15 protein-coding genes are annotated in these 21789 nt (G+C 38.7%); 11 read left to right on the top strand and 4 right to left on the bottom strand.

The features are described from left to right. Nucleotides 1–255 precede the first annotated feature (255 nt). Entirely contained in the window at nucleotides 256–2781 is a 2526-nt protein-coding gene (gene gyrA, locus ALE3EI_RS11545) for a DNA gyrase subunit A (protein WP_186988818.1), read from the top strand. Nucleotides 2782–2798: 17 nt separating this feature from the next. Further along, nucleotides 2799–4064 (top strand): tetratricopeptide repeat protein, encoded by a 1266-nt coding sequence (locus ALE3EI_RS11540; protein WP_186988816.1) that lies wholly within the window; start codon nucleotides 2799–2801, stop codon nucleotides 4062–4064. Nucleotides 4065–4112: 48 nt separating this feature from the next. Here the strand turns inward: ALE3EI_RS11540 and ALE3EI_RS11535 are convergent, their stop codons facing one another. After that, on the bottom strand, nucleotides 4113–4862 hold the full coding sequence (locus ALE3EI_RS11535; protein WP_186988814.1) for a C40 family peptidase: 750 nt from the start codon (nucleotides 4860–4862) through the stop codon (nucleotides 4113–4115). Between the two features lie 22 nt (nucleotides 4863–4884). Beyond that, complete coding sequence (locus ALE3EI_RS11530; RefSeq protein WP_186988812.1) at nucleotides 4885–6063, bottom strand: acetyl-CoA C-acyltransferase; 1179 nt, start codon at nucleotides 6061–6063, stop codon at nucleotides 4885–4887. Nucleotides 6064–6228: 165 nt separating this feature from the next. On the opposite strand from ALE3EI_RS11530, the gene ALE3EI_RS11525 reads away from it, so the two are divergent. The 3 genes from ALE3EI_RS11525 (at nucleotide 6229) to ALE3EI_RS11515 (ending at nucleotide 10896) form a co-directional block, all read left to right on the top strand. Continuing rightward, the gene (locus ALE3EI_RS11525) at nucleotides 6229–8277 is read left to right on the top strand and encodes an HD family phosphohydrolase (RefSeq protein ID WP_186988810.1); all 2049 of its coding nucleotides are present in this window, start codon (nucleotides 6229–6231) and stop codon (nucleotides 8275–8277) included. 102 nt (nucleotides 8278–8379) lie between these two features. Then, nucleotides 8380–9582 carry an NAD(P)/FAD-dependent oxidoreductase gene (locus ALE3EI_RS11520; protein ID WP_186988808.1) on the top strand — a complete coding sequence of 401 codons (1203 nt, stop codon included), beginning with the start codon at nucleotides 8380–8382 and terminating at the stop codon, nucleotides 9580–9582. A 15-nt stretch (nucleotides 9583–9597) separates the two neighbouring features. Beyond that, on the top strand, nucleotides 9598–10896 hold the full coding sequence (locus ALE3EI_RS11515; RefSeq protein WP_186988806.1) for a hypothetical protein: 1299 nt from the start codon (nucleotides 9598–9600) through the stop codon (nucleotides 10894–10896). A gap of 137 nt (nucleotides 10897–11033) precedes the next feature. Here ALE3EI_RS11515 and ALE3EI_RS11510 read toward each other — a convergent pair whose 3' ends face one another. Then, a complete protein-coding gene (locus ALE3EI_RS11510) occupies nucleotides 11034–13280 on the bottom strand; it encodes a tail fiber domain-containing protein (protein ID WP_186988804.1) in 2247 nt (748 codons plus the stop codon). A gap of 263 nt (nucleotides 13281–13543) precedes the next feature. Next, on the bottom strand, nucleotides 13544–17491 hold the full coding sequence (locus tag ALE3EI_RS11505) for a hybrid sensor histidine kinase/response regulator transcription factor (protein WP_186988802.1): 3948 nt from the start codon (nucleotides 17489–17491) through the stop codon (nucleotides 13544–13546). 299 nt (nucleotides 17492–17790) lie between these two features. Here ALE3EI_RS11505 and ALE3EI_RS11500 point away from each other — a divergent pair, with 299 nt between their 5' ends. From ALE3EI_RS11500 to ALE3EI_RS11475, 6 genes are all read left to right on the top strand, one after another. Continuing rightward, nucleotides 17791–18276, top strand: a complete 486-nt coding sequence (locus ALE3EI_RS11500; protein WP_186988800.1) for a YciE/YciF ferroxidase family protein — start codon at nucleotides 17791–17793, stop codon at nucleotides 18274–18276. A gap of 53 nt (nucleotides 18277–18329) precedes the next feature. Then, nucleotides 18330–18854 (top strand): DUF421 domain-containing protein, encoded by a 525-nt coding sequence (locus tag ALE3EI_RS11495; protein ID WP_186988798.1) that lies wholly within the window; start codon nucleotides 18330–18332, stop codon nucleotides 18852–18854. Between the two features lie 2 nt (nucleotides 18855–18856). Further along, nucleotides 18857–19111 (top strand): SemiSWEET family sugar transporter, encoded by a 255-nt coding sequence (locus ALE3EI_RS11490; RefSeq protein WP_186988796.1) that lies wholly within the window; start codon nucleotides 18857–18859, stop codon nucleotides 19109–19111. Nucleotides 19112–19650: 539 nt separating this feature from the next. After that, a complete protein-coding gene (gene gntA / locus ALE3EI_RS11485; protein WP_186988794.1) occupies nucleotides 19651–20343 on the top strand; it encodes a guanitoxin biosynthesis heme-dependent pre-guanitoxin N-hydroxylase GntA in 693 nt (230 codons plus the stop codon). Nucleotides 20344–20352: 9 nt separating this feature from the next. Then, nucleotides 20353–20934: a DUF1989 domain-containing protein gene (locus tag ALE3EI_RS11480; protein ID WP_186988792.1), complete on the top strand. Its 582-nt coding sequence runs from the start codon at nucleotides 20353–20355 to the stop codon at nucleotides 20932–20934. An 11-nt stretch (nucleotides 20935–20945) separates the two neighbouring features. After that, complete coding sequence (locus tag ALE3EI_RS11475) at nucleotides 20946–21098, top strand: YqaE/Pmp3 family membrane protein (protein WP_186988791.1); 153 nt, start codon at nucleotides 20946–20948, stop codon at nucleotides 21096–21098. Nucleotides 21099–21789: the final 691 nt, after the last annotated feature.

Genomic DNA, 21789 nt, shown 5'->3' with positions numbered 1-21789 from the left:
TTATATCCTGTTCGTCAAAAAGCATTAAAGTTACCTTAAAAAAGGCAAAAATCATACCCCCTTTTTTCGAAGTTAAGTAAAAGGACAAAAAAACTTCTAATTATCAAAGTATATAACGCGATAGTTATTAACGAATTGCCTTGTTAAATTTGTTAATAAAAACGTGAATAATACGGCGCTAAACCCCTGTAAAAACTTGCAAATTAATGTATATTGCCTTTTAGATTAATCACTAAATAATAAAGAAAAATATTTATGGCTGAAGGCGAAAAATTGATCCCCATCAACATTGAAGATGAGATGAAATCGGCTTACATTGACTATTCAATGTCGGTCATTGTGTCACGTGCACTTCCCGATGTTAGGGATGGGATGAAACCTGTACACAGACGTGTTTTATTTGGAATGCATGAATTAGGGGTTAGAGCAAATACCGCTCATAAAAAATCAGCAAGAATTGTAGGAGAAGTATTAGGTAAATATCACCCGCATGGTGATACGTCGGTATACGATGCTATGGTGCGTATGGCTCAGGAATGGAGTCTAAGGTATATGTTGGTAGACGGACAGGGAAACTTCGGGTCCATAGATGGAGACAGCCCGGCTGCCATGCGTTATACAGAGGCGAGAATGCAGAAGATCTCTGAAGATATGCTGGCAGATATCGACAAGGAAACCGTAGACCATCAGTTAAATTTTGACGATACATTACAGGAACCCACGGTATTACCAACCAGGGTTCCCGGTTTATTGATCAACGGAGCCTCGGGAATTGCTGTGGGTATGGCTACCAATATGCCTCCACATAATCTTACCGAGGTCGTTAATGGTACACAGGCCTATATAGACAATCCCGATATTGAGATCGATGAATTAATGCAGCATATCAAGGCACCCGATTTTCCAACCGGTGGTGTAATTTATGGATATGAAGGCGTGCGCGAAGCTTTTCATACGGGTCGGGGACGTGTTGTAATGCGTGGAAAGGCCACGTTTGATGAAGTGAACGGAAGAGAATGCATCATCGTACACGAGATCCCATATCAGGTGAATAAGGCCGATATGATCAAGAAAACTGCCGATCTAGTGAACGATAAAAAGATCGAGGGTATTTCGAACATTCGGGACGAATCCGATAGAAACGGAATGCGCATTGTTTTTGTTTTAAAGCGCGATGCCATACCCAATATCGTATTAAACACACTGTATAAGTATACAGCACTTCAGTCCAGTTTTAGTGTCAACAATATTGCGCTGGTAAAGGGACGTCCACAGATGCTCAATTTAAAACAGCTCATCCATTATTTCGTGGAACACCGTCATGAAGTGGTGGTTAGAAGAACAGAGTATTTACTTCGGAAGGCAGAAGAGCGAGCGCATATACTCGAAGGATTGATCATTGCCTCAGATAATATAGACGAGGTGATCGCACTCATAAGAGCCTCTTCAAATGCAGATGAAGCGCGACAAAAACTGATCGAAAGGTTTGAACTTTCAGAAATTCAAGCCAAGGCGATCGTTGAAATGCGTCTGCGTCAATTAACTGGACTGGAGCAGGACAAACTGAGAAGCGAGTATGAAGAGTTAATGAATACTATTGATGATTATAAGGACATTCTGGCAAAAAAAGAGCGTAGAATGGAGATCATTAAGGAGGAGTTGGATGAAATTCGTGATAAATATGGTGATGAACGTCGTTCTACCATAGAATACGCAGGTGGGGATGTAAGTATTACCGACCTTATTGCCGATGAAAAGGTAGTGATTACCATTTCACACGCAGGTTATATAAAGCGAACTTCACTTTCAGAATATAAGAAACAAAACAGAGGAGGAGTAGGTCAAAAGGCTTCGGCTACGCGTAACGAAGATTTTCTCGAACATTTATTTGTTGGAACAAATCACCAGTACATGCTCTTCTTTACTCAAAAAGGGAAGTGTTTCTGGATGCGAGTGTTTGAAATCCCGGAAGGAAGCCGTACTTCTAAAGGAAGGGCTATTCAGAATCTGATCAATATAGAGCCGGACGACAAGGTAAAAGCCTTTATCTGTACTCAGGATCTAAAAGATGAAGATTATATCAACAATCACTATGTGATCATGGCAACCAAAAAGGGGCAGGTGAAGAAGACAGCACTAGAGCAGTATTCTCGTCCGCGTACCAACGGGATCAATGCGATCACAATTCGTGAAGATGACGAGTTGCTAGAGGCAAAGTTAACCACAGGTGACAGTCAGGTGATGCTGGCCGTTAAATCCGGTAAGGCGATCCGGTTCGAAGAAAGTAAGACTCGCCCAATGGGAAGAAATGCCTCTGGGGTTCGTGGAATTACGCTGGCCGATAAGAACGATGAGGTTGTAGGTATGGTTGCTATTGAAGATGAAGAGACCGAGATTTTGGTAGTTGCGGAGAATGGGTACGGAAAAAGATCCAGCATTGAAGACTATCGAATTACGAATCGCGGTGGTAAAGGTGTGAAAACCATTAATGTTACAGAAAAAACAGGTAAATTAGTAGCTATAAAAAATGTAACAGATTCAGACGATCTAATGATCATCAACAAATCCGGAATTGCAATTAGAATGGCGGTAGAGGACCTTAGGGTTATGGGAAGAGCAACCCAGGGTGTCCGACTCATTAAAGTTCGTGAAGACGATGCAATTGCCGCTGTTGCTAAAGTGATGCATGACGAAGACGATGTTGATGATGAAGTTGATGAAATTTCAGAAGATGGCACGACTATTGAAAACGATGAGACACAAACCGATAACAACGAATAAAAATTAAATCGATTACCATGAAAAAACAACTATGGGTAGTAGGTCTTTTAATGATCACTACAATAACATTTGGTCAGAAAAAGGAGATAAAAAGGGCTGAAAAGGCCTTAAAATCCGGAGATGTGACCGAAGCTATGGCGAATATAAACGCTGCTGAATCTTTAATTGGCAGTGCAGACAGTGAAGAGAAAGCAGAATTTTATGTGCTTAAAGGCGAAGTTTATCTCGCCGATGCAGGTAAAAATGATTTCAATAAAATGAAAGAAGCTGCAGATGCCTTCAAAAAGGCAAAGGAACTGGGAGATAGTAAGATCAATGACAGAGCAAAGATTGGTGTTCAAAATTTACGGGTAGCACTGGTAAACAGTGCTGTTGAAGATCAGAAGCGCCAGGATTTTGCCAGTGCCTCTGAAAAATTGTACACCAGTTACACCATTAAAAAAGATACATCCGATTTGTATTTTGCTGCCGGAAATGCTGTAAATGCCAAAGACTACGGAAAAGCATTACAATATTATGAAGACCTGCTTGAAATGGGATACACGGGTATTCAGCAGGAATTTGTTGCAACCGATATCAATACAGGTGAGGTAGTTGTTTTTGCCACCGAAGATGATAGAACCACCAATATGCTTAGTGGGAACTACACCAATCCCGATGAGCGTATGGCCGAATCTGTTAGAGGTGATATTTTGAGAAATGTAACACTAATATATATCAGTCAAGGAGAGAATGAAAAAGCCTTAAAAGTGATGAAAGATGCTCGCATTGAGAATCCCGACGATACCTCCTTAATTCGTGCAGAAGCCGACATGGCTTATAAAATGGGTGATATGGCGCGCTATAATGAATTGATGAAGGAAGTTGTTGCTTCAGATCCTAATAATCCGGAATTGTATTACAACCTGGGAGTAGGAAGCTCGAAAAATGGTGATAACGAGCAAGCGATAACCTATTACAAGAAGGCCATAGAGTTGGATCCTAATTATGCAAATGCCAAGATCAATATCGCTGCGATCATCCTTTCAAAGGAAGGGCCCATCATTGAGCAAATGAACAACCTTGGTACTTCCAATGCAGATTATAAAAAGTATGATGAGTTAAAGGCTCAAAAGAGTCAGCTGTACAAGGATGCCAAGCCGTATCTGGAGTCTGCACTTATGTTAAAGCCCGATAATGTGGAATTGGCTCGAACATTAATGAATATTTACAGTCAGTTAGGCGAAGACGAAAAGTTTAAAGCGATGAAGGCCAGATTGGCTGAAATGGAAGGCGGACAGTAAGCTAACGTAACATATCAACAAAGAACCCTCTGTTTTCAGAGGGTTTTTTTATATAATCCTTTTTATCACCCGAAGTTTGTGGGTATGGGTCCGTTTTTCATAGTTGAAGATGCCTGTATGATCCAACCTGTCTATTCTCACCTTGCCATGGGCATGGATGATATAATTATCTTTCATAATGATACCAACGTGAGTGATGTCTCCATCGGCATTGTCAAAAAAGGCCAGATCTCCCGCTTCACTTTCTTCAATAAAACTCAGTGCTTCGCCCTGTGTTGCCTGATCGCTCGCATCACGTAATAAGGAATGGCCATTAAGTTTATAAACCATTTGTGTAAATCCGCTACAATCTATTCCAAACGGACTTTTACCGCCCCAGAGATACGGTGTGTTGAGGTAGAGGAGGGCGGTATGGATTAGGTTTTCCTTCGGAAACTGAGTAGATACCGCTTTACCTTCAAACGAATGTTCAAGTATTTTAGCGGCATTGACAGTACTTCCTATACAAATAGAAAGCAAAGCCCCGTCCTGTAAGGAAATGAAATCAACAAGATCTGAAGATAATTCTGCCGGATCGGTATTGAGTGCTTTAAAGTTTTCTTCTGAAATTTGCTGAAATTGTTTGTTGTCGATCCAGCCTTCGTAGCGATCATAGGTGAGTCGAATACGACTCCATTTTTTTCTGCTTTCCAGAATCTTAAATGAATCTCCGTACAGTAACTGACTCACCATTTCGCTTCGGTCTGAAGCTTCAAACCTTAGCGGAACAATACTCAAATTACAGATACCGTGTTTCATTTATGGAGATAGAAGTGGAGTATTAAGTTCTTTCTATCACCATTGCTGAAGCTCCACCGCCACCATTACAAATAGCGGCAGCACCAATTTTAGCATCATTTTGTTGCAACACATTCAATAAGGTAATAAGTATTCGAACTCCGCTACAACCAAGAGGGTGTCCTAAAGATACAGCACCTCCATGCACATTAACATTGGATGCATCCAGCCCTAATATCTTCATATTAGCAAGGCCTACCACCGAAAAGGCTTCGTTAAATTCATAAAAGTCCACATCGTCTTTGGTAATTCCGGCTCTATCAAGCGCTTTTGGCAATGCCTTTGAAGGAGCTGTGGTAAACCATTGTGGTTCATGCGCCGCATCGGCATAGCTCTTAATCGTTGCGAGCGGTGTGAGACCCAATTCATTTGCTTTTTCGGCACTCATAAGGATCATTGCGCCTGCGCCGTCGTTAATTGTAGATGCATTGGCAGCGGTGACTGTTCCGTCCTTGGTAAAAGCGGGTCGTAAGGAAGGGATCTTCTCCATCTTTACATTCTTAAATTCTTCATCCTCCACAACAGAAATCGGTTCACCGCGTCGTTGAGGAACTTCAACAGGAACTACTTCATTATTGAATTTACCTGCTTCCCACGCTGCAGCAGAACGCTTATAGGATTCTATGGCAAATGCATCCTGATCTTCTCTGGAGAAATTATATTCCGCGGCGCACATATCGGCACAAACTCCCATGGCATTTTGGTCATAAGCATCTACCAATCCGTCTTTCTGCATCCCGTCAATTAAAGTCGCGGGACCAAATTTCTGTCCATTTCTCATATGAACATAATGAGGGATATTGCTCATACTTTCCATTCCTCCTGCTACAATAATTTCTGCGTCACCAAGAGCAATTGCCTGAGCGCCCATCATGACAGCCTTCATACCCGAAGCACATACTTTATTAATTGTGGTACAGGGAACAGTATCGGGAATACCGGCTCCCAGAGCGGCCTGTCTTGCCGGTGCCTGACCAACTCCCGCCTGAACGACATTTCCCATATAAACCTCCTGAACCAGTGACGGATCAAGATTGATTTTTGAAAGAGCTCCCTTTATTGCAGTAGACCCTAAATAAGTCGCTGATACGGAAGATAGACTTCCCATAAAACTTCCAATAGGTGTTCGGACTGCGGCTACAATGACAACTTCTTTGCTCATGTTTTTGTGTTTTTTTAATTTAATAAGGGCCCAATTGTACCAGAAATACGGATCAGATTGAGAAGCGCAAATTTACATATTTAAAACCATAAAATCAATCTTTAGAGTGCTTGTGTCTATGATTAATGGAACGATATTTATACCTTTACTTTTATAAAGAATTTTATGAAAAATCTTTTTGCCCTTATTTCCAAAAAGCAATCACTTATTTACAAGGTGTTTTTGTTTATAGCGGCAACTGTTCTTGTTATATATTTACTTCCGAAGGGAGGGCAATTTAAATATGATTTTCAGAAAGGAAAGCCTTGGCAGTACGAAAATTTGTATGCTCCTTTCAGTTTTACCATAAAGAAAGATGCCGAAGTACTGGAAAAGGAAAAAGAAGAAATTAGGATAAGCGCAACCCCGTATTTCGATTTTGACGCATCCATCGTACAGGAAAGTAGGAATAAATTTGAAGAGCTTCTCAACGAGAATTACGTAGATAGTCTGTATCCCATCTCAAAATCAGTTTACAAGCGCTATGGTGAAAGAGTACTGAATAAGGTGTATGAATACGGCGTAACTCACGAAATTCATCCTTATGCCGATGATAAACTTGTCTACCTCAAAAAGGGTAATGAGATCGATGAAATTGCATATAGGCAGATATCAAAGGAGAAAGATGTGCTCGCTGTGTTGAATCAGGAAACGGCAGACTATCGCGATTATGAAAATCTCCGTTTATTTTTAAAAGTATTACTGGGACGATCGGTGGCACCTAATGTGACCGAAAATTCTAAACTTACGGAGTCTTCTATTCAAAGTGAAATTGAAGCCATAAATCCCAACCGGGGAATCATTGAAAGAGGAGGGAGGATCATCGCCAAAGGGGAAGTAGTAGAAGGAGATACCTACCAGATACTTAACTCATTGCGTAACGAGTATAAATCTCAAGTATGGAGTAAATCGAACTATGTCTGGCTTTTAGTGGGTTATAGCGTACTGGTTTCACTGGTCTTCTTAATGCTCTTTTTGTTTCTAAAGAAATACCGAAAAAAAATATTTGCGAACAATACCAAGGTGACCTTTATTTTCTTCAATGTGGTGCTTATGGTATTTCTAACCACCCTGGTTGTAAAAGTGGATGCGGCCTTTGTATATGTAGTCCCCCTGTGTATATTGCCTTTAATTCTGAAAGCATTTTTCGATCCCAGACTTGGTCTATTTGTTCATGTGCTTACGCTATTGTTGCTGGGATTTGTAGTGCCCAACAGTTTTGAATTCTTATTTCTTCAGATCATCGCCGGAATTGTCACCATATTAACCATTTCAGAATTATATAAAAGAGCAAACCTCTTTATTTCGGTAGGTCAGATCACGCTAATCTACATCATTGGGTATTTTGCTTTTGTCTTGATCCAGGAAGGAAATATTCAGCAATTAGAATTGGAGAACTTCGGCTATTTTATATTATGCGGACTTGCAACGCTGTTTGCACACCCGCTTATTTATTTCTATGAAAAGATCTTCGGATTGGTTTCGGATGTTTCCTTGCTGGAATTAAGTGATACCAATTCAAAATTACTAAAGGAATTAAGCAATAAGGCTCCGGGTACTTTTCATCATTCCTTGAATGTGGCAAATCTGGCCGAAGCTGCTGCAAACGAGATCGGGGCTAATTCGATGCTCGTTAGAGTAGGAGCGTTATATCACGATATTGGTAAAATGACCAATCCGACAAATTTTACCGAAAATCAGATGAATTCAATCAACACCCATAATGAACTTGCCCCTAAGGAAAGTGCATCGATCATTATCGATCATGTGATTCATGGGATTGAAATTGCGCGGAAGAATAAAATTCCGGATCGGGTGATAGATTTTATAAGAACACACCACGGTACCAGTCTGGTATATTATTTCTATAAAAAGGAAAAAGAGATCAATGGTTCTGCAAACCCCGAGGATTTTATGTATCCGGGGCCCATCCCATTTTCCAAGGAAACAGCCATTTTAATGATGGCAGACAGCGTGGAAGCAGCCAGTAAAAGTCTAAAAGACCCCACTTCCTCAAAGATCGATGTATTTGTGGAGAAGATCATCGATAAACAAATGGAAACCGGTCAGTTTTTAAATGCCGACATTACTTTTAAAGATATTCAGTCGATTAAAAAAATTCTGAAAAAAAAGCTGAATAATATCTATCATTTAAGGGTTGAATACCCGGAATAGCGTACTCTTAAGGCTGCTGTCAATTTAGAACTTCGTTAAAGTTTAGCCAACTTGCATTTGTGGTGTACACATCTTAAATAATTTTATTTAAAAATAAATGCGATGGATCTACGCTCCAATAATCCTTTCTGGCCAATTAAGAACTCATTTGCAGTATCGTATCCTTCTTTAAAGGGCGATATTGAGTCGGAAATAATAATTGTAGGTGGGGGCATAACCGGTGCACTTGTAGCGCACGAACTAATTTCTAAGGGATTTAACGTGGTTTTAGTTGATAAAAGAGATATAGGTCACGGAAGTACTGCAGCTAGTACTGCTATGTTACAGTATGAGATTGATGTACCCTTACATAAATTAATTGAGAAGGTGGGGCTCACCGTGGCTGTATCCAGTTACAAGAATTGCGAAAAAGCTATTGACTCCATTGAGGCCATTGTTAATAAGATTAAAAGCAACTGTGACTTTGAACGCAAGGAGAGTGTTTATTTTACATCAAACAAAAAGGATGTTTCATTTTTAAAAAAGGAATATGAGTCGAGGAAGGAACATGGTCTTAAGGTAAAATGGCTGGAAAAAGACCAAGTTAATACCCTGGGAATTGTAAATGGTTACGCAGCCATAGTATCTAAATCTGCTGCCGTCATGGACCCCTTCAAATTCGCAATTGATCTCCTAAAGTATCTTGAAAAAAAGGGGTTGAAAATATATGATAAGACCGAAATAATTTCATCCAAGAAAGGCAACCAACATACCGTTCTAACTACCGAGTCCGGTGCTACGATTACCGGTTCCCATATCATTTATTGTACAGGCTACGAGAGTGAATCGATTATGCCGAAGGATGTCGTACAATTAAAAAGTACTTATGCCTTTATTTCCGAAGCCCTGGATAGCACTCCCAAACCATTTGTAGACAAAATATATTGGGATACCTCCACACCTTATCTTTATTTTAGAGCTACCAATGATCATAGGATCATTGTTGGAGGCGGCGACGAAAACTTTAAAAATGCAGCTTTAAGAGATAAACTGTTAAAGAAAAAAATAAAACAACTTAAAGCGGCCTTTATAAATTGTTTTCCGAATATTGATCTCACCGTAGATTATGGCTGGGCAGGAACATTTGGAGAAACCAAAGACGGTCTTCCTTATATGGGAAAACCCGATCCAGCTAAAAATGATCATTTTATTCTGGGGTTTGGTGGAAACGGTATTACCTTCAGTATGATGGGGACAGAAGCTATTATTTCATCTATTGAAAGCAGACCCCATACCTATTTAGAATATTATAAATTTGAAAGATAATCAGAAGTAAACAGTATGAAAAAAATACTACTCATTTTAGGAATCTCACTCATTTTGACATTTATACTGATTTATGCGGCCATTTGGTCTACGAATGATAAAGCCGATACTGATATTCTAGTGAACATAGACAATGTTGAATCTATAGATTTTAAAAAATTAGATTCTGTCACCATTGCTGCAAATTCTATGTACACGGCAAATGAATTAAAAAAGGCAATCCAGGGGGAGCATTACAGAAAAGCCTGGGCAATGCCCATTAAAGTTCCGGTAATTTACCTGGATACCGTTAGGGGAGGACTAATTCCTGTTGAAAGAGGTGGTGGCAAACAAACCAGTTCATTGAAATTAAAAGCCTCTGATGGTGTAATATATACCCTGAGAAGTGTTGCAAAAGACCCTGAAGCACTAGTTCCGGATTACGCCAGAGTTTTGGGTTTGGAAAACATAGTCATTGACGGTATTTCTGCTCAGCATCCCTACGGAGCCCAGGTAGTAGCGCGATTGGCTGAGTCGATCAATGTGTTGCATACGCACCCTGTACTGGTGTTCGTACCAAAACAAGAATCTTTAAAGGAATTCAACGAAGAATATGGAAACAAGCTGTATTGGCTGGAATATGAGACAGAGGGTAAAGAAAACTGGACCACCATAAAAAATACTGTGGAAATTATGGATACCGATGATTTGCAGGAATTTAAATTGAAATATGGCGATAGAGTAACTATTGATAAAGGTGCGATGATTAGAGCACGCTTACTGGATTTATTGATAGGCGACTGGGACAGGCATGCGAAGCAGTGGGGCTGGGTTGTTCATGAAATTGATAATTATTATAGCGCAATTCCTCTTCCAGGCGACAGAGATAATGCTTTTTTTGATATAGACGGATTAATTCCTTCGTTTATATCCAGCAAGGAGGTAAAACCGGAACTTCGTCCGTTTGAAAAAGAGATCGATTATTTACCAGGGATGGTGCAATCCATAGATCGCTATTTTTTAATTGATATCTCCACAGATTTGTTCGTTAAAGAAGCAAGATATATACAATCGAAATTAACGGATAATGAAATTGATCGTGCTCTGTCATCCTGGCCTAAAGAAATACAGAAATTAGATGCCCAGGCCATAAAAGTTAAACTTCAACAACGAAGAGATGATATCGTGGAATACGCCAGAGAGTTTAAACGGATTATCGATGAAAAAGGTGTGCTTAGCGAATCCCTTAACGGATCAGAAGATCTCAAATTGCCTGTGGAATTGATGCAATGCTTTAGTTGTAATGAGAACAAATCCCGATCAGGAACGAATTGATCGGTTTTAATACTTTCCCTCTATTCCATATAACTATTTGTCTCAGTTGAGTGTCATTTCGGTGTTTCTTCAGGCGGCGTTGGGGCTATAAAATAATCCTCTAAGGATACGATCATTCAAATATTTCTAAAAACAACTTACTGCTGTCTATTTAGTGATAAGGATTCCAATCTTTCAACGCGGGATATTAGCGAAATGATAGTTTCCTCCTGAGTGTCGATAATATCCTGTTGTTCCTGAATAGCCTTGACAAGATGCGGGATCAAGCCAGTATAGTTCACAGCTAAGAATTCCACTTTATCATGTGGTTTTTCGAGACCCGATTCTATACCTTCTTTCGTCGATCCGGGTTGAACGGTCTTTTTTACAAGTTCGGGATATATTTTAGCTATTTCTTCGGCGATAAAACCTGTTTGTGTTCCCTTTGGTAATTTCATAAAGGAGTAGGTGTTTGTCTGATAGGAATATTGTTTTACGTCAAGGCTTTTTAGTTTTTCAACAGAAGTAATTAATGGTTGTATATTTCTTTTTAATTTTCTTGCTGAAGGCAGGTAGGATCCGGTTGAGTATACATCTCCATTAAAATAACCCGCATATTCCGTCGGTGACATAAATGAAGCATAGGTCTCAGCATAAATACCATAAACAGTATTACAGAACTCACAATTACCGACGTTATATGAACCGTATACATTGCCACTCGAAGCAGATCCGCTATTTAAATTACCCCTGTTAAAGGAACCGTAAGCGATGCCTAGTCCACCCCTTCTTGTTCCAATATTTAGCGAGCCGTAAGCGTTAGAAGTAAATGCAACCGTAGTTAGATTTTGAGCTAAATTATATATTCCAACTACTTCACTCGCATTGGAAGAAGCAGCTGTCTTTGTAATCGTTGTAGATATACCATGAACTGCACCAAGACCAGCACCGGTTTGATCAATGATAATGTTAATTCCCCGTGGTAGAACACTATTTGACGATTTTTGTACCGATAAAGCATAAGTTTGGTTAGTATTGTCGATGATTTCTTGATTTCCGTTTACTCGTATAAGATCATTATCAAATTCTCCATACAGCAACGGACTTGTAGTATTAGAATTGTCTATATACAGTCGGTTGTTATAATTGACACCCGAACCTGCCTGATTTCCAATAATCACATTTCCCGAATTCGTTGAGTTCGCAAGCCCTACACCCGCGTTATGCCCTATAAACACATTATTATCTCCATTTACATTATCACCGGCACCATTTCCCATGGCTGTGTTATTACTTCCTATGTTATTATCTCTTAAACTACCGTGGCCCATGGCTGTATTCCCTGAACCCGTGGTATTGGATTGCAATGCGTGACGCCCAAATGCATTGTTGAAAAACCCTGTGGTGTTCTCTCTTAATGAAAGGGATCCATACGCGTGATTATTTCCTCCAGTCGAATTATTCAACAAACTCTCAAAACCCATGGCGATGTTGTCATTTCCGGAAGTATTGTTATATAATGTATTCGAACCAATAGCAATATTTTGTGATCCAGAGGTATTGGTATATAATGCATTCAAACCAACTCCAACATTGCTCTCTCCTGTTAAATTATTCCGTAGTGCCTGAGAACCGACACCAACATTGTGCGAAGCCGTGGTGTTTTCATAAAGTGTAAAGATGCCTACACCCACATTCCTAGAGCCTGAAATATTATTGGTCATGGAAGACCCGCCTAAAGCCGTATTTCCCACTCCATTTTCGTTATTAGCCAAGACAGCATAGCCAAAGGAGGAATTGGTATCTCCTGTAGTATTATCTCTCAGCGAATAGGCCCCAACGGCGGTGTTGAAGTTAGAAGTATTTGAGGTTAACGCTAAGGTTCCGAGGGCTGTATTCCCGATTCCAGTTACATTACTATAAAGACTATTATAACCCACAGCAATATTGTCTCTGCCACTCGTATTACTAAACATACTATTAAACCCGATACCTATATTTCTATTATTTGTAAGATCGTCATTTCCCCCTGCATTCATCCCTAAAAAAATTGAGGACCCGTCTTCACTGCCGTCTACATCGGAGTTGCCATCACTTAGATCGTTTATGCTACGTGCACCAACGACAGAAATCCAAGTTGCCGCGGTATTATCCCAATAGTAAAGCCCTTTTGTTGGGGTTCCGTTTCCCGTAATAAAGAGCAGCATACCATCCTGATTAGCCCCAGGCGCAGTAGTAGGAAACTCATCAGTTCGTGGGATTAGTATCCCATCTGAATTCGATGGGGTCGCAGTATTACTTGCTGAAATATCTAATGTGGCATTTGGGTTTGTATTTCCAATTCCCACCTGAGAATGACAGATCATTCCTAAAAATAGTATGATTAAGAAGACAATTTTTTTCATGACATCATTTTTTTTGAATCCTAACGGATCGAATAATCTTATTCCTTTCAACTATATGAAATTTATATTCTCCTGTTTTTAAATGATCTATAGTTAAATAGATCTCCGGTATAACAGTTTTTATTTCACCCACAAAAGAGGCTTTTCTTTTTTTCATTTTGTGAAATGAGGTGTTAACTAATTGGGATAGGTAAATGTAGCTAGAGGAAAGAATATTAAATAGCAAGCTTGTAACAATACATAGAAGATATGTAACAGCGTAATTACTTAGAAGAAATATATTCGTTTGGAGTACAATGATATACTTCTTTAAAACATTTAATGAAGTATGACGGTGTGTTAAAGCCTACCGTATAGGCAATTTCAGAAATTGTAAGATCTGCACTTCTTAATAGCGAAGCGGCCGTCTTTAATCGTTGTGATCTAATAAACTCTGTGGTACTCAAACCGGTAAGTGCCTTTAGTTTTCTATGAAGTTGCATTCTGGAAAGATTTAGTTCTCTCGCGAAATCTTCGGTTTTGAATTCTGGATCTGTTATTTTGGTGTCGATGATCTGCTGAATTTCTTCAAGGAATTCCTCATCATACGAACTTACCGCAATGTCTTTTGGACGAAGATATAGGTGCTGACTATATCGCTGCTGCAGTTCTTTTCTGGACGTTATAGCATTGTAGACCTTTTGGATTAGTATATCGGCATTAAACGGTTTCGTTATATAGTCGTCTGCTTTATTTTGAAGACCCTTTAATTCGTTCTCTTCACCAACCTTTGCAGTTAGTAGAATTATGGGGATATGGCTTGTTCGTACATCTTTTTTTAAGGTGTTGCACAGTGCTATACCATCCTTTTCGGGCATCATAATATCACTTATAATAAGGTCAGGTACTTCATTAGTAGCCAGTTTTATTCCTTCAAGTCCGTTTACCGCTTCTAAGATCCTGCATTTTTCATCAAATAATGATACAATGAATTTTCTTATTTCAGTGTTGTCTTCAACGATTAAAAGGAGTGGAATATCCTCATCCTTGGTTTTGAAAATTACGGAAGCTTCTTGTCCTTTTATAAAATCGTATTCGACGGGTCCTTCCTCAATAATGTTTTTATTGTAGGAAGCTTTTGTAATAGGAATAGTAACTGTAAAACTTATTGTATCCTCAGTTTTCTTTGCTACGGAAACTTTTCCACCCGACAGCAAGGTCAATTCCTTAATAAGAGACAATCCTATGCCTACACCTTCAGCCGATTTATCGGCCTGGTAAAATCGTCCGAAGAGTTTGTTCAGGTCATGTGCAGAAAGTGAGGTATTCTCATTTTCTACTTCAATGATCACATTGTTTTTTTCTTCCGAAGCAAATAAATTAACGGCCGAATTTTCAGGGGCATATTTAATTGCATTCGACAGGAGATTAGTAACGATCTTTTCCATAACATCCTTATCATACCAGCTTTCATTGAAATTTGAAATCTCGGAGTTGAGTCTGATTCCCTTCTCATTTGCCTTGATCGTAAAAGCTTCCAATATCTGCTCAAGTTGTACTTTTAGATCGTGATCGATCACCTTTAACGCGACAACACCAGCTTCCAACTGGGACAATTCCAACAACTGATTTACCAAACGCAGCATACGTTGAGAGCTTCCCTCTATTAATTTAAGCGCTTGTTTATCCCTTGGGGCAAGATCGGCTTTTGATAACAGCTGATTTACAGGGCCTGAGATTAAGGTTAATGGAGTTCTGAACTCATGAGAAATATTGGTGTATAGCTTGGATTTTAGTTCATCCAGTTTTTTTAATCGTTCGGTCTCTTCATGCTCCATTAACAGCTCATGCTGAATCTTCCAACGCCATTTTAAATAGTTATATATAACGTAAAGAAAGAACAAAAACGCTATCGCATAAGCGATCTTAGCAGTTAAGGATAGGTACCATGGAGGATTTATCGTAAATTCATAAGTTGCCGGAACCGTATTCCACACACTATCATAATTACTCGATTTTACCTTGAACGTATAATCGCCCGGGGGGAGGTTGGTATAATGAGCCAAGTTATTTATCCCTGGCTTTGACCAACTTTTATCATAATTCTCAAGAAAATAGGTGTATTCATTTCGTTCGGGTTGAGTAAAATGTAATCCTGCAAAACTAAACGATACTGTATTTTCAGAAAATTTTAAATCCCTTCCATTTTCGAGAGGCATGGTCTCGTCGAAGATTTCCATTTTATAAATTGTGGTTTTAGGAGGAATGGGGTTTGTCTTTAGTTGTGATGGCTTAAACCAACTTATCCCTTTTAGTCCGCCAAAATACAAATTGCCATCCTTGTCTTTATAAGCGGCTCCGGTATTAAACTCTAGTGCTTGTAATCCATCGTACGAATCGTAATTAATTATGGAAGCACGGTCACCCGGTTCTGCTACTGAAAAACTTGAAATTCCCCGGTTAGAACTTAGCCAGAGTGTATTATTTTCATCGGGAAGAATAGCGTATATTACATTATTTGGAAGCCCGTCCTCCTGGGTATACCCATACATCTTTTCTGAAATGAGATCCATAACCTGAAGTCCGTAGCCGTTGGTTCCTATCCACAAATTGCTTTGGTCCCAATAAAGCGATTTAATCCCTGCTATTTTGGGAAAGTCATAACGAACAAAAATTTCTTCCTTCGGCAAAAATTTATTTAATCCCCTGTTTTCAGTGCCAATCCATAATTCGCCTGAATTTCCTTCAGTTATAACTCTGATATTGTTATCTGAAACTGACAGATTGTTATTAGGGTCATATTTATATTGATTTATGACGCCGAGCTTAAGATCGAACTTTATGAGTCCGTTATCTCGTGTTCCCAGCCAAAAATTGGCATTGCTGTCCTTGAAGATACACCATACTGTATTTGCAGGAAGAGGAGGAACCGATTGAGCATTAAACACCTTTTTAATTTCGCCTCTTTCCAGAATGGCCAATCCTTCATCCTGTAATCCGATCCAAAGTTTTTCATCATCATAGAACAAGCTCATAACCCTGTTTGATGGAAGACTGTTGTTGAGTTTAGGGCTGTGCTTATAGGCGATATATTTTTTTTCAGTAGAATTATATTCTGTTAAACCCTTCCCTGAAGTACCTATCCAGATTCGCCCTTTATTATCGGTAGTAATAGCTCGGGCTACATCCACTTTGGCAAATAAGGGGATTTCTCTATTTGTTAAGGAGTTAAATTTAAATAGATGCTCATCATAATAACTAAGCCCCGCTCCGTCTGTGCCTAACCAAATGGTTCCTGTATAATCTTCAAAAAGACAAAGGATATCATTGTAGTGAATGGCCCTAGGATTGAATTCGTTCGAAATGAAGTGACTAATGGTTTCTTCGCGGAAATCAATTAACCAAGCCCCATTTCCATAGGTAGCAATCCAGAGTCGTTTTTTAGAATCGATTAGAAGATCTTCAATATTAAGATCTGACGGCAAAATATTCTTATCATCAAAACCTTCAAACTGGCGAAATATATTTTCTTCAGATTTTTTAACAAATAACCCAGAACCAAAACTCCCAATCCAAATATTTTCGGAAGTATCGAGGGCTATACTACTGTAATTAACACGTTGTGAATCTGTTTCAACTGGGATTTCAGAATATATATTTGATTTACGGCTTACGGAAATTACAGCACCCGAACATGCAATGATCATCGAATTGTCAATTTCCATCATATCATAAACACTGCGAACAGCATCTTCATCTCTGAATATCTTTAGCGTATCGTTTGAGCTTACTTTATATAATCCATTATCGTAAGTGCCTACCCAATTATGAAGCTTCGAATCCTGCAGCATAATACTGACATTATTGATATTCAGGTATCGTTTAAAGTTCTGAGTTTCTTCATCCCACCGTCTCAATATTCCTCCCTTAGTAATGGTGTGTAAGAGGTTATTATTGTCAAAATACACCCGCCCCAGCTTGCTGTAATTTTCTTTTGTGATATCCTCGAATTGAAGATTATAGTGCTTAAAATTCTTTCCGTTATAACGGTTTAAACCATCTTGAGTAGCAAACCAGAGATATCCAATACTATCCTGAGCAATGCTAACAACACTGTTTTGCGAAAGGCCTTGCTCAACCGACAACTGCTTAAATGATATCTGTTTTTCGAGCTGTGAATAGGCCAAGTGCGGCATTAACAATAGTACAAATAGAAGTTTGTTTGCTGGCATTTGGTTTTAATCAATAATTTTAAAAATATGAAATATATCATCAATAGTAGTTAAAATGTTGTGGCCTATTCTACTTTTAACCATCATTTTAGCAAGAATTATGCTTAAAACAAGAAATTAATTCTCTTCTATTTTGAAGGTAGTATTTAGCACTTTGGTTAATATTTTAAGAAGATTGAGTTCTTGACAGAAAATCATTTACTTGGAATTAACAAGTGATGTTAACTTGTCATAAACTTCTTGATTTCGACCTCTCTAAGATTTAACTTTAGTATTATTAATCAAATAAAAAAATAACTATGAAAAACTTACAGGATCTATTTGAGCATGAAATTAAGGACTTATATTCTGCCGAAAAACAATTAATTGAGGCGTTGCCAAAAATGGTTCAAGCAGCTTCAGATAAAAAGTTGCAAGATGCATTCTCGAGCCATTTGGAAGAGACGAAAACCCAGTTTGAGCGAATTCAAGAAATTTGTGATGAACTGGGTGTCAATCCGGGTAATACAAAATGTGATGCTATGGAAGGGCTTATTGAAGAATGTGAAGGTATGATCAAAGAAGAGGCGCAGAAAGATGTGAAAGATGCCGGACTCATAGCTTGTGCACAACGGGTGGAACATTATGAAATATCGGGCTATGGTACGGCAGTTAGATTTGCGAAAGAGTTAGGACACACTGCCATTGCTAAAAAACTACAAACAACGTTAGATGAAGAGTATGATGCAGATAACAAGTTAGACAAGCTTGCCGAAGGAAGATTAAATAAAAAAGCATTAGTATAACCTAATTATCTAATAAAAGCCCATCTTTATGATGGGCTTTTAAATTAAAAATTATGAAAGAATGGTTTTCTGCCTCGGGCACTTCATTAATAGCGGTCATACTCACCGGCATTGGCATATACATCGCAGTAATTCTACTAACAAGAATATTTGGAAAACGTAGTTTCTCGAAAATGTCGAGTTTCGATTTTGCAATGACGGTTGCAATTGGTTCTATTATCGCGACAACGCTATTATCAAAATCTGTTTCTTTACTTCACGGTATTATTGGATTGTTAACTGTATATGTTTTACAATTATTAGCTGCATACCTGAGAAAATGGAATATTTTCAGAAGGATAATTGATAATGAACCCTTATTGTTGATGGATGGTACAGAAATATTAGAAGATAATTTAAAAAAGGCCAGGGTCACCAAAGGGGATCTAAGATCTAAGCTTAGAGAAGCTAATGTCATTGAATTAAAAGAGGTGAAGGCCGTCATCTTTGAAACTACCGGTGACATTGTGGTGCTTCACGACGATAACCCGAACAAGCAAATCGATGCCTGGTTAATGGAAGGTGTAAACAGAACCTGATCATGGGAATGGTAGAAATAATTGGGATATCGGCCGGGGTGCTCACCACAGCTGGAATTATTCCTCAAATCTTTAAAGCTTACAATACCAAGAAAGTAGAAGGATTATCTCCCGTTATGTTTTCTATCCTAACTATAGGTGTAGGATTATGGGTGTGGTATGGAATCGAAAAAGAGGATATGCCTATAATAGTGATGAACGGCATATCGTTTTCGCTCAACGCACTAATGTTGCTGTTGTATTTCCGATTTAAATAATAGGTATACAATTAGCTGCCCAAACTGCAGTTAGACTAAAAACTATATGGGCTGCTATTAACTGTGAAAAGAATAGGCTATATCTAATCTTCGGTGGCTCAGAAGATATTGTAAACAGAACGATCCACCCTATAACCCCAAGACCTCCTGCCACGATTCCGAATATTAGACCATATATAAAATTTCGTTCTAGTCCTGCGATGAGCCAAGTGGCCTCATAAAGTAACAGAAAGATTATTCCAATACTATAATGTCCTATCCAACCCAAAATTATCTTGGGGCTTCTACTATTATTTTCAGGAGTTGATCCCTTTAAAAGTTTTGACAGAAGAACCGGTTCTCGCACTTCATTTTTTGTAATTGCATATATAGCATAACTAAAGATCGTCATAGCAGACGTGGCCAGGAGCCACGTAGTGAGAAATGTTAATAAATCCATAAGCCTAATGTAAAGCCTTACTAAAGTTAAACTAATTCTTTCTTAATTATAAAATAAAGATGATTTCCTACCTATATCTTTAAAAAAAAGAAAGCTAAAAATGGAACAAGAAGTACTGAAAACTGAACAAGCACGACAAATTAGGACAGAAAACCTCATCTTAAAATTTAAAAAATTTATTTTAGAACAAAACCATCCGTGTTTAATGGCACAAACAATTTTCAGTTCAGATGATTTCAGATTAAAATCGTATAATGGTCTGGGATCCAGAAAGACTGCCAAAAGAATTTACAAAGATTTGGAGGAATATATTTCATCATACGACTTTACTACGAACACATTTGAAACGTTTATTGCTGTGTTTCCATCAGACAACATCCATTGTGAAGGTCAGTTCGAAAGTATGCTTTGGGACCAATTGCAGCACTTGCATGAGGTCGATACTTTAGATTGGGATGAAACTGTGAGCGATGACCCCAACAATGAGAACTTTAGCTTCAGTATTGGCGGAAAGGCCTTTTATATTGTAGGTATGCATCCTCATAGTTCAAGATATGCACGAAGAGCTCCGTTCCCTACCATAGTGTTCAACCTTCATAGTCAATTCGAAAAATTAAGAGAAATGAATACGTATAAAAGGGTTCGTAACAGAATTCGATCCAGAGATAAAAAGCTACAAGGATTTATTAATCCAGTATTAAAGGATTTTGGAGAGGAGAGTGAGGCAAGGCAATATAGCGGTCGAAAAGTAGAAGCTAATTGGAAATGCCCCTTTATCAACAAAGCATCCTAAATTTTTGAAATGGAACAAAGAATAGAACCACAGTCCGGCAGCGCCTTTATTTTAAAAAGAGGGCAGCGATTGAAAGTCATTGATCCCATGGGGCAACAGGTGAGTGATATGGTGCTCTTTAACGCGCACGACATTAAGGAAAAGATTAGTTCGGGGAAAACATTAGATTTTGAAGAAAATCTTCTTATTACGAATGGAAACTACCTGTGGAGTAACAGAAGTAACAAAATGATGAAAATTATACAGGATACCAATGGTAGAAATGATTTTCTTTTGGCTCCTTGTAGTCCTGAGACATTTAAAATAATGTACAATCATAATTCTTATCATCCCAGTTGTTTTGAAAATCTGATCAAGAACTTAAGCAAATATGAGATCGAAGCCGATGACATTCCTACTGCATTTAACATTTTTATGAATGTGCAATTTAAGGACACTGGTGAATTAACTGTAAAACCCCCGCTGAGTTCGGCCGGAGATTATGTAGTATTTGAGGCCTTAATGGATTTAGTTGTAGGGTTAACTGCCTGTTCGGCCGAAATGAGCAATGGTGGATCTTTTAAACCCATTGATTACCATATTATTAATTAAACTTTATAACTATGTCACTACTCACAATTATCCTAAACATTCTATTACCTCCTTTAGCTGTTTTTCTCAAACACGGTATAGGAACAACATTTTTGATAAGTATTATTCTCACCATAATTGGATGGATTCCTGGAGTGATACATGCATTTATAGTGAATGATTAGGTTACCCCCTTATCAGTCGGTGATCCTGACAACGCGCTTCTCCTTAACTACAATATCGGAGAACAGTGCACGTAAATAAAGGATTACCTCCTTATCAGTCGGTGATCCTGACAACGCGCTTCTCCTTCACTACAATATCGGAGAACAATGCACGTAAAAAAAGGATTACCTCCTTATGAGTCGGTGATCCTGACAACGCGCTTCTCCTTCACTACAATACCGGAGAACAATACACGTAAAAAAGGATTACCTCCTTATGAGTCGGTGATCCTGACAACGCGCTTCTCCTTCACTACAATATCGGAGAACAATGCACGTAAAAAAGGATTACCTCCTTATCAGTCGGTGATCCTGACAACGCGCTTCTCCTTCACTACAATATCGGAGAACAATACACGTAAAAAAAGGATTACCTCCTTATGAGTCGGTGATCCTGACAACGCGCTTCTCCTTAACTACAATATCGGAGAACAATGCACGTAAAAAAAGGATTACCTCCTTATGAGTCGGTGATCCTGACAACGCGCTTCTCCTTCACTACAATATCGGAGAACAATACGCGTAAAAAAAGGATTACCTCCTTATGAGTCGGTGATCCTGACAACGCGCTTCTCCTTCACTACAATATCGGAGAACAATACGCGTAAAAAAAGGATTACCTCCTTATGAGTCGGTGATCCTGACAACGCGC

The organism is Constantimarinum furrinae (assembly GCF_014295415.1).
In the GTDB taxonomy this organism is placed as follows: domain Bacteria; phylum Bacteroidota; class Bacteroidia; order Flavobacteriales; family Flavobacteriaceae; genus Constantimarinum; species Constantimarinum furrinae.
Note: the sequence above shows the minus strand (reverse complement) of the source record. Positions and strands in the feature narration are given on the sequence as shown.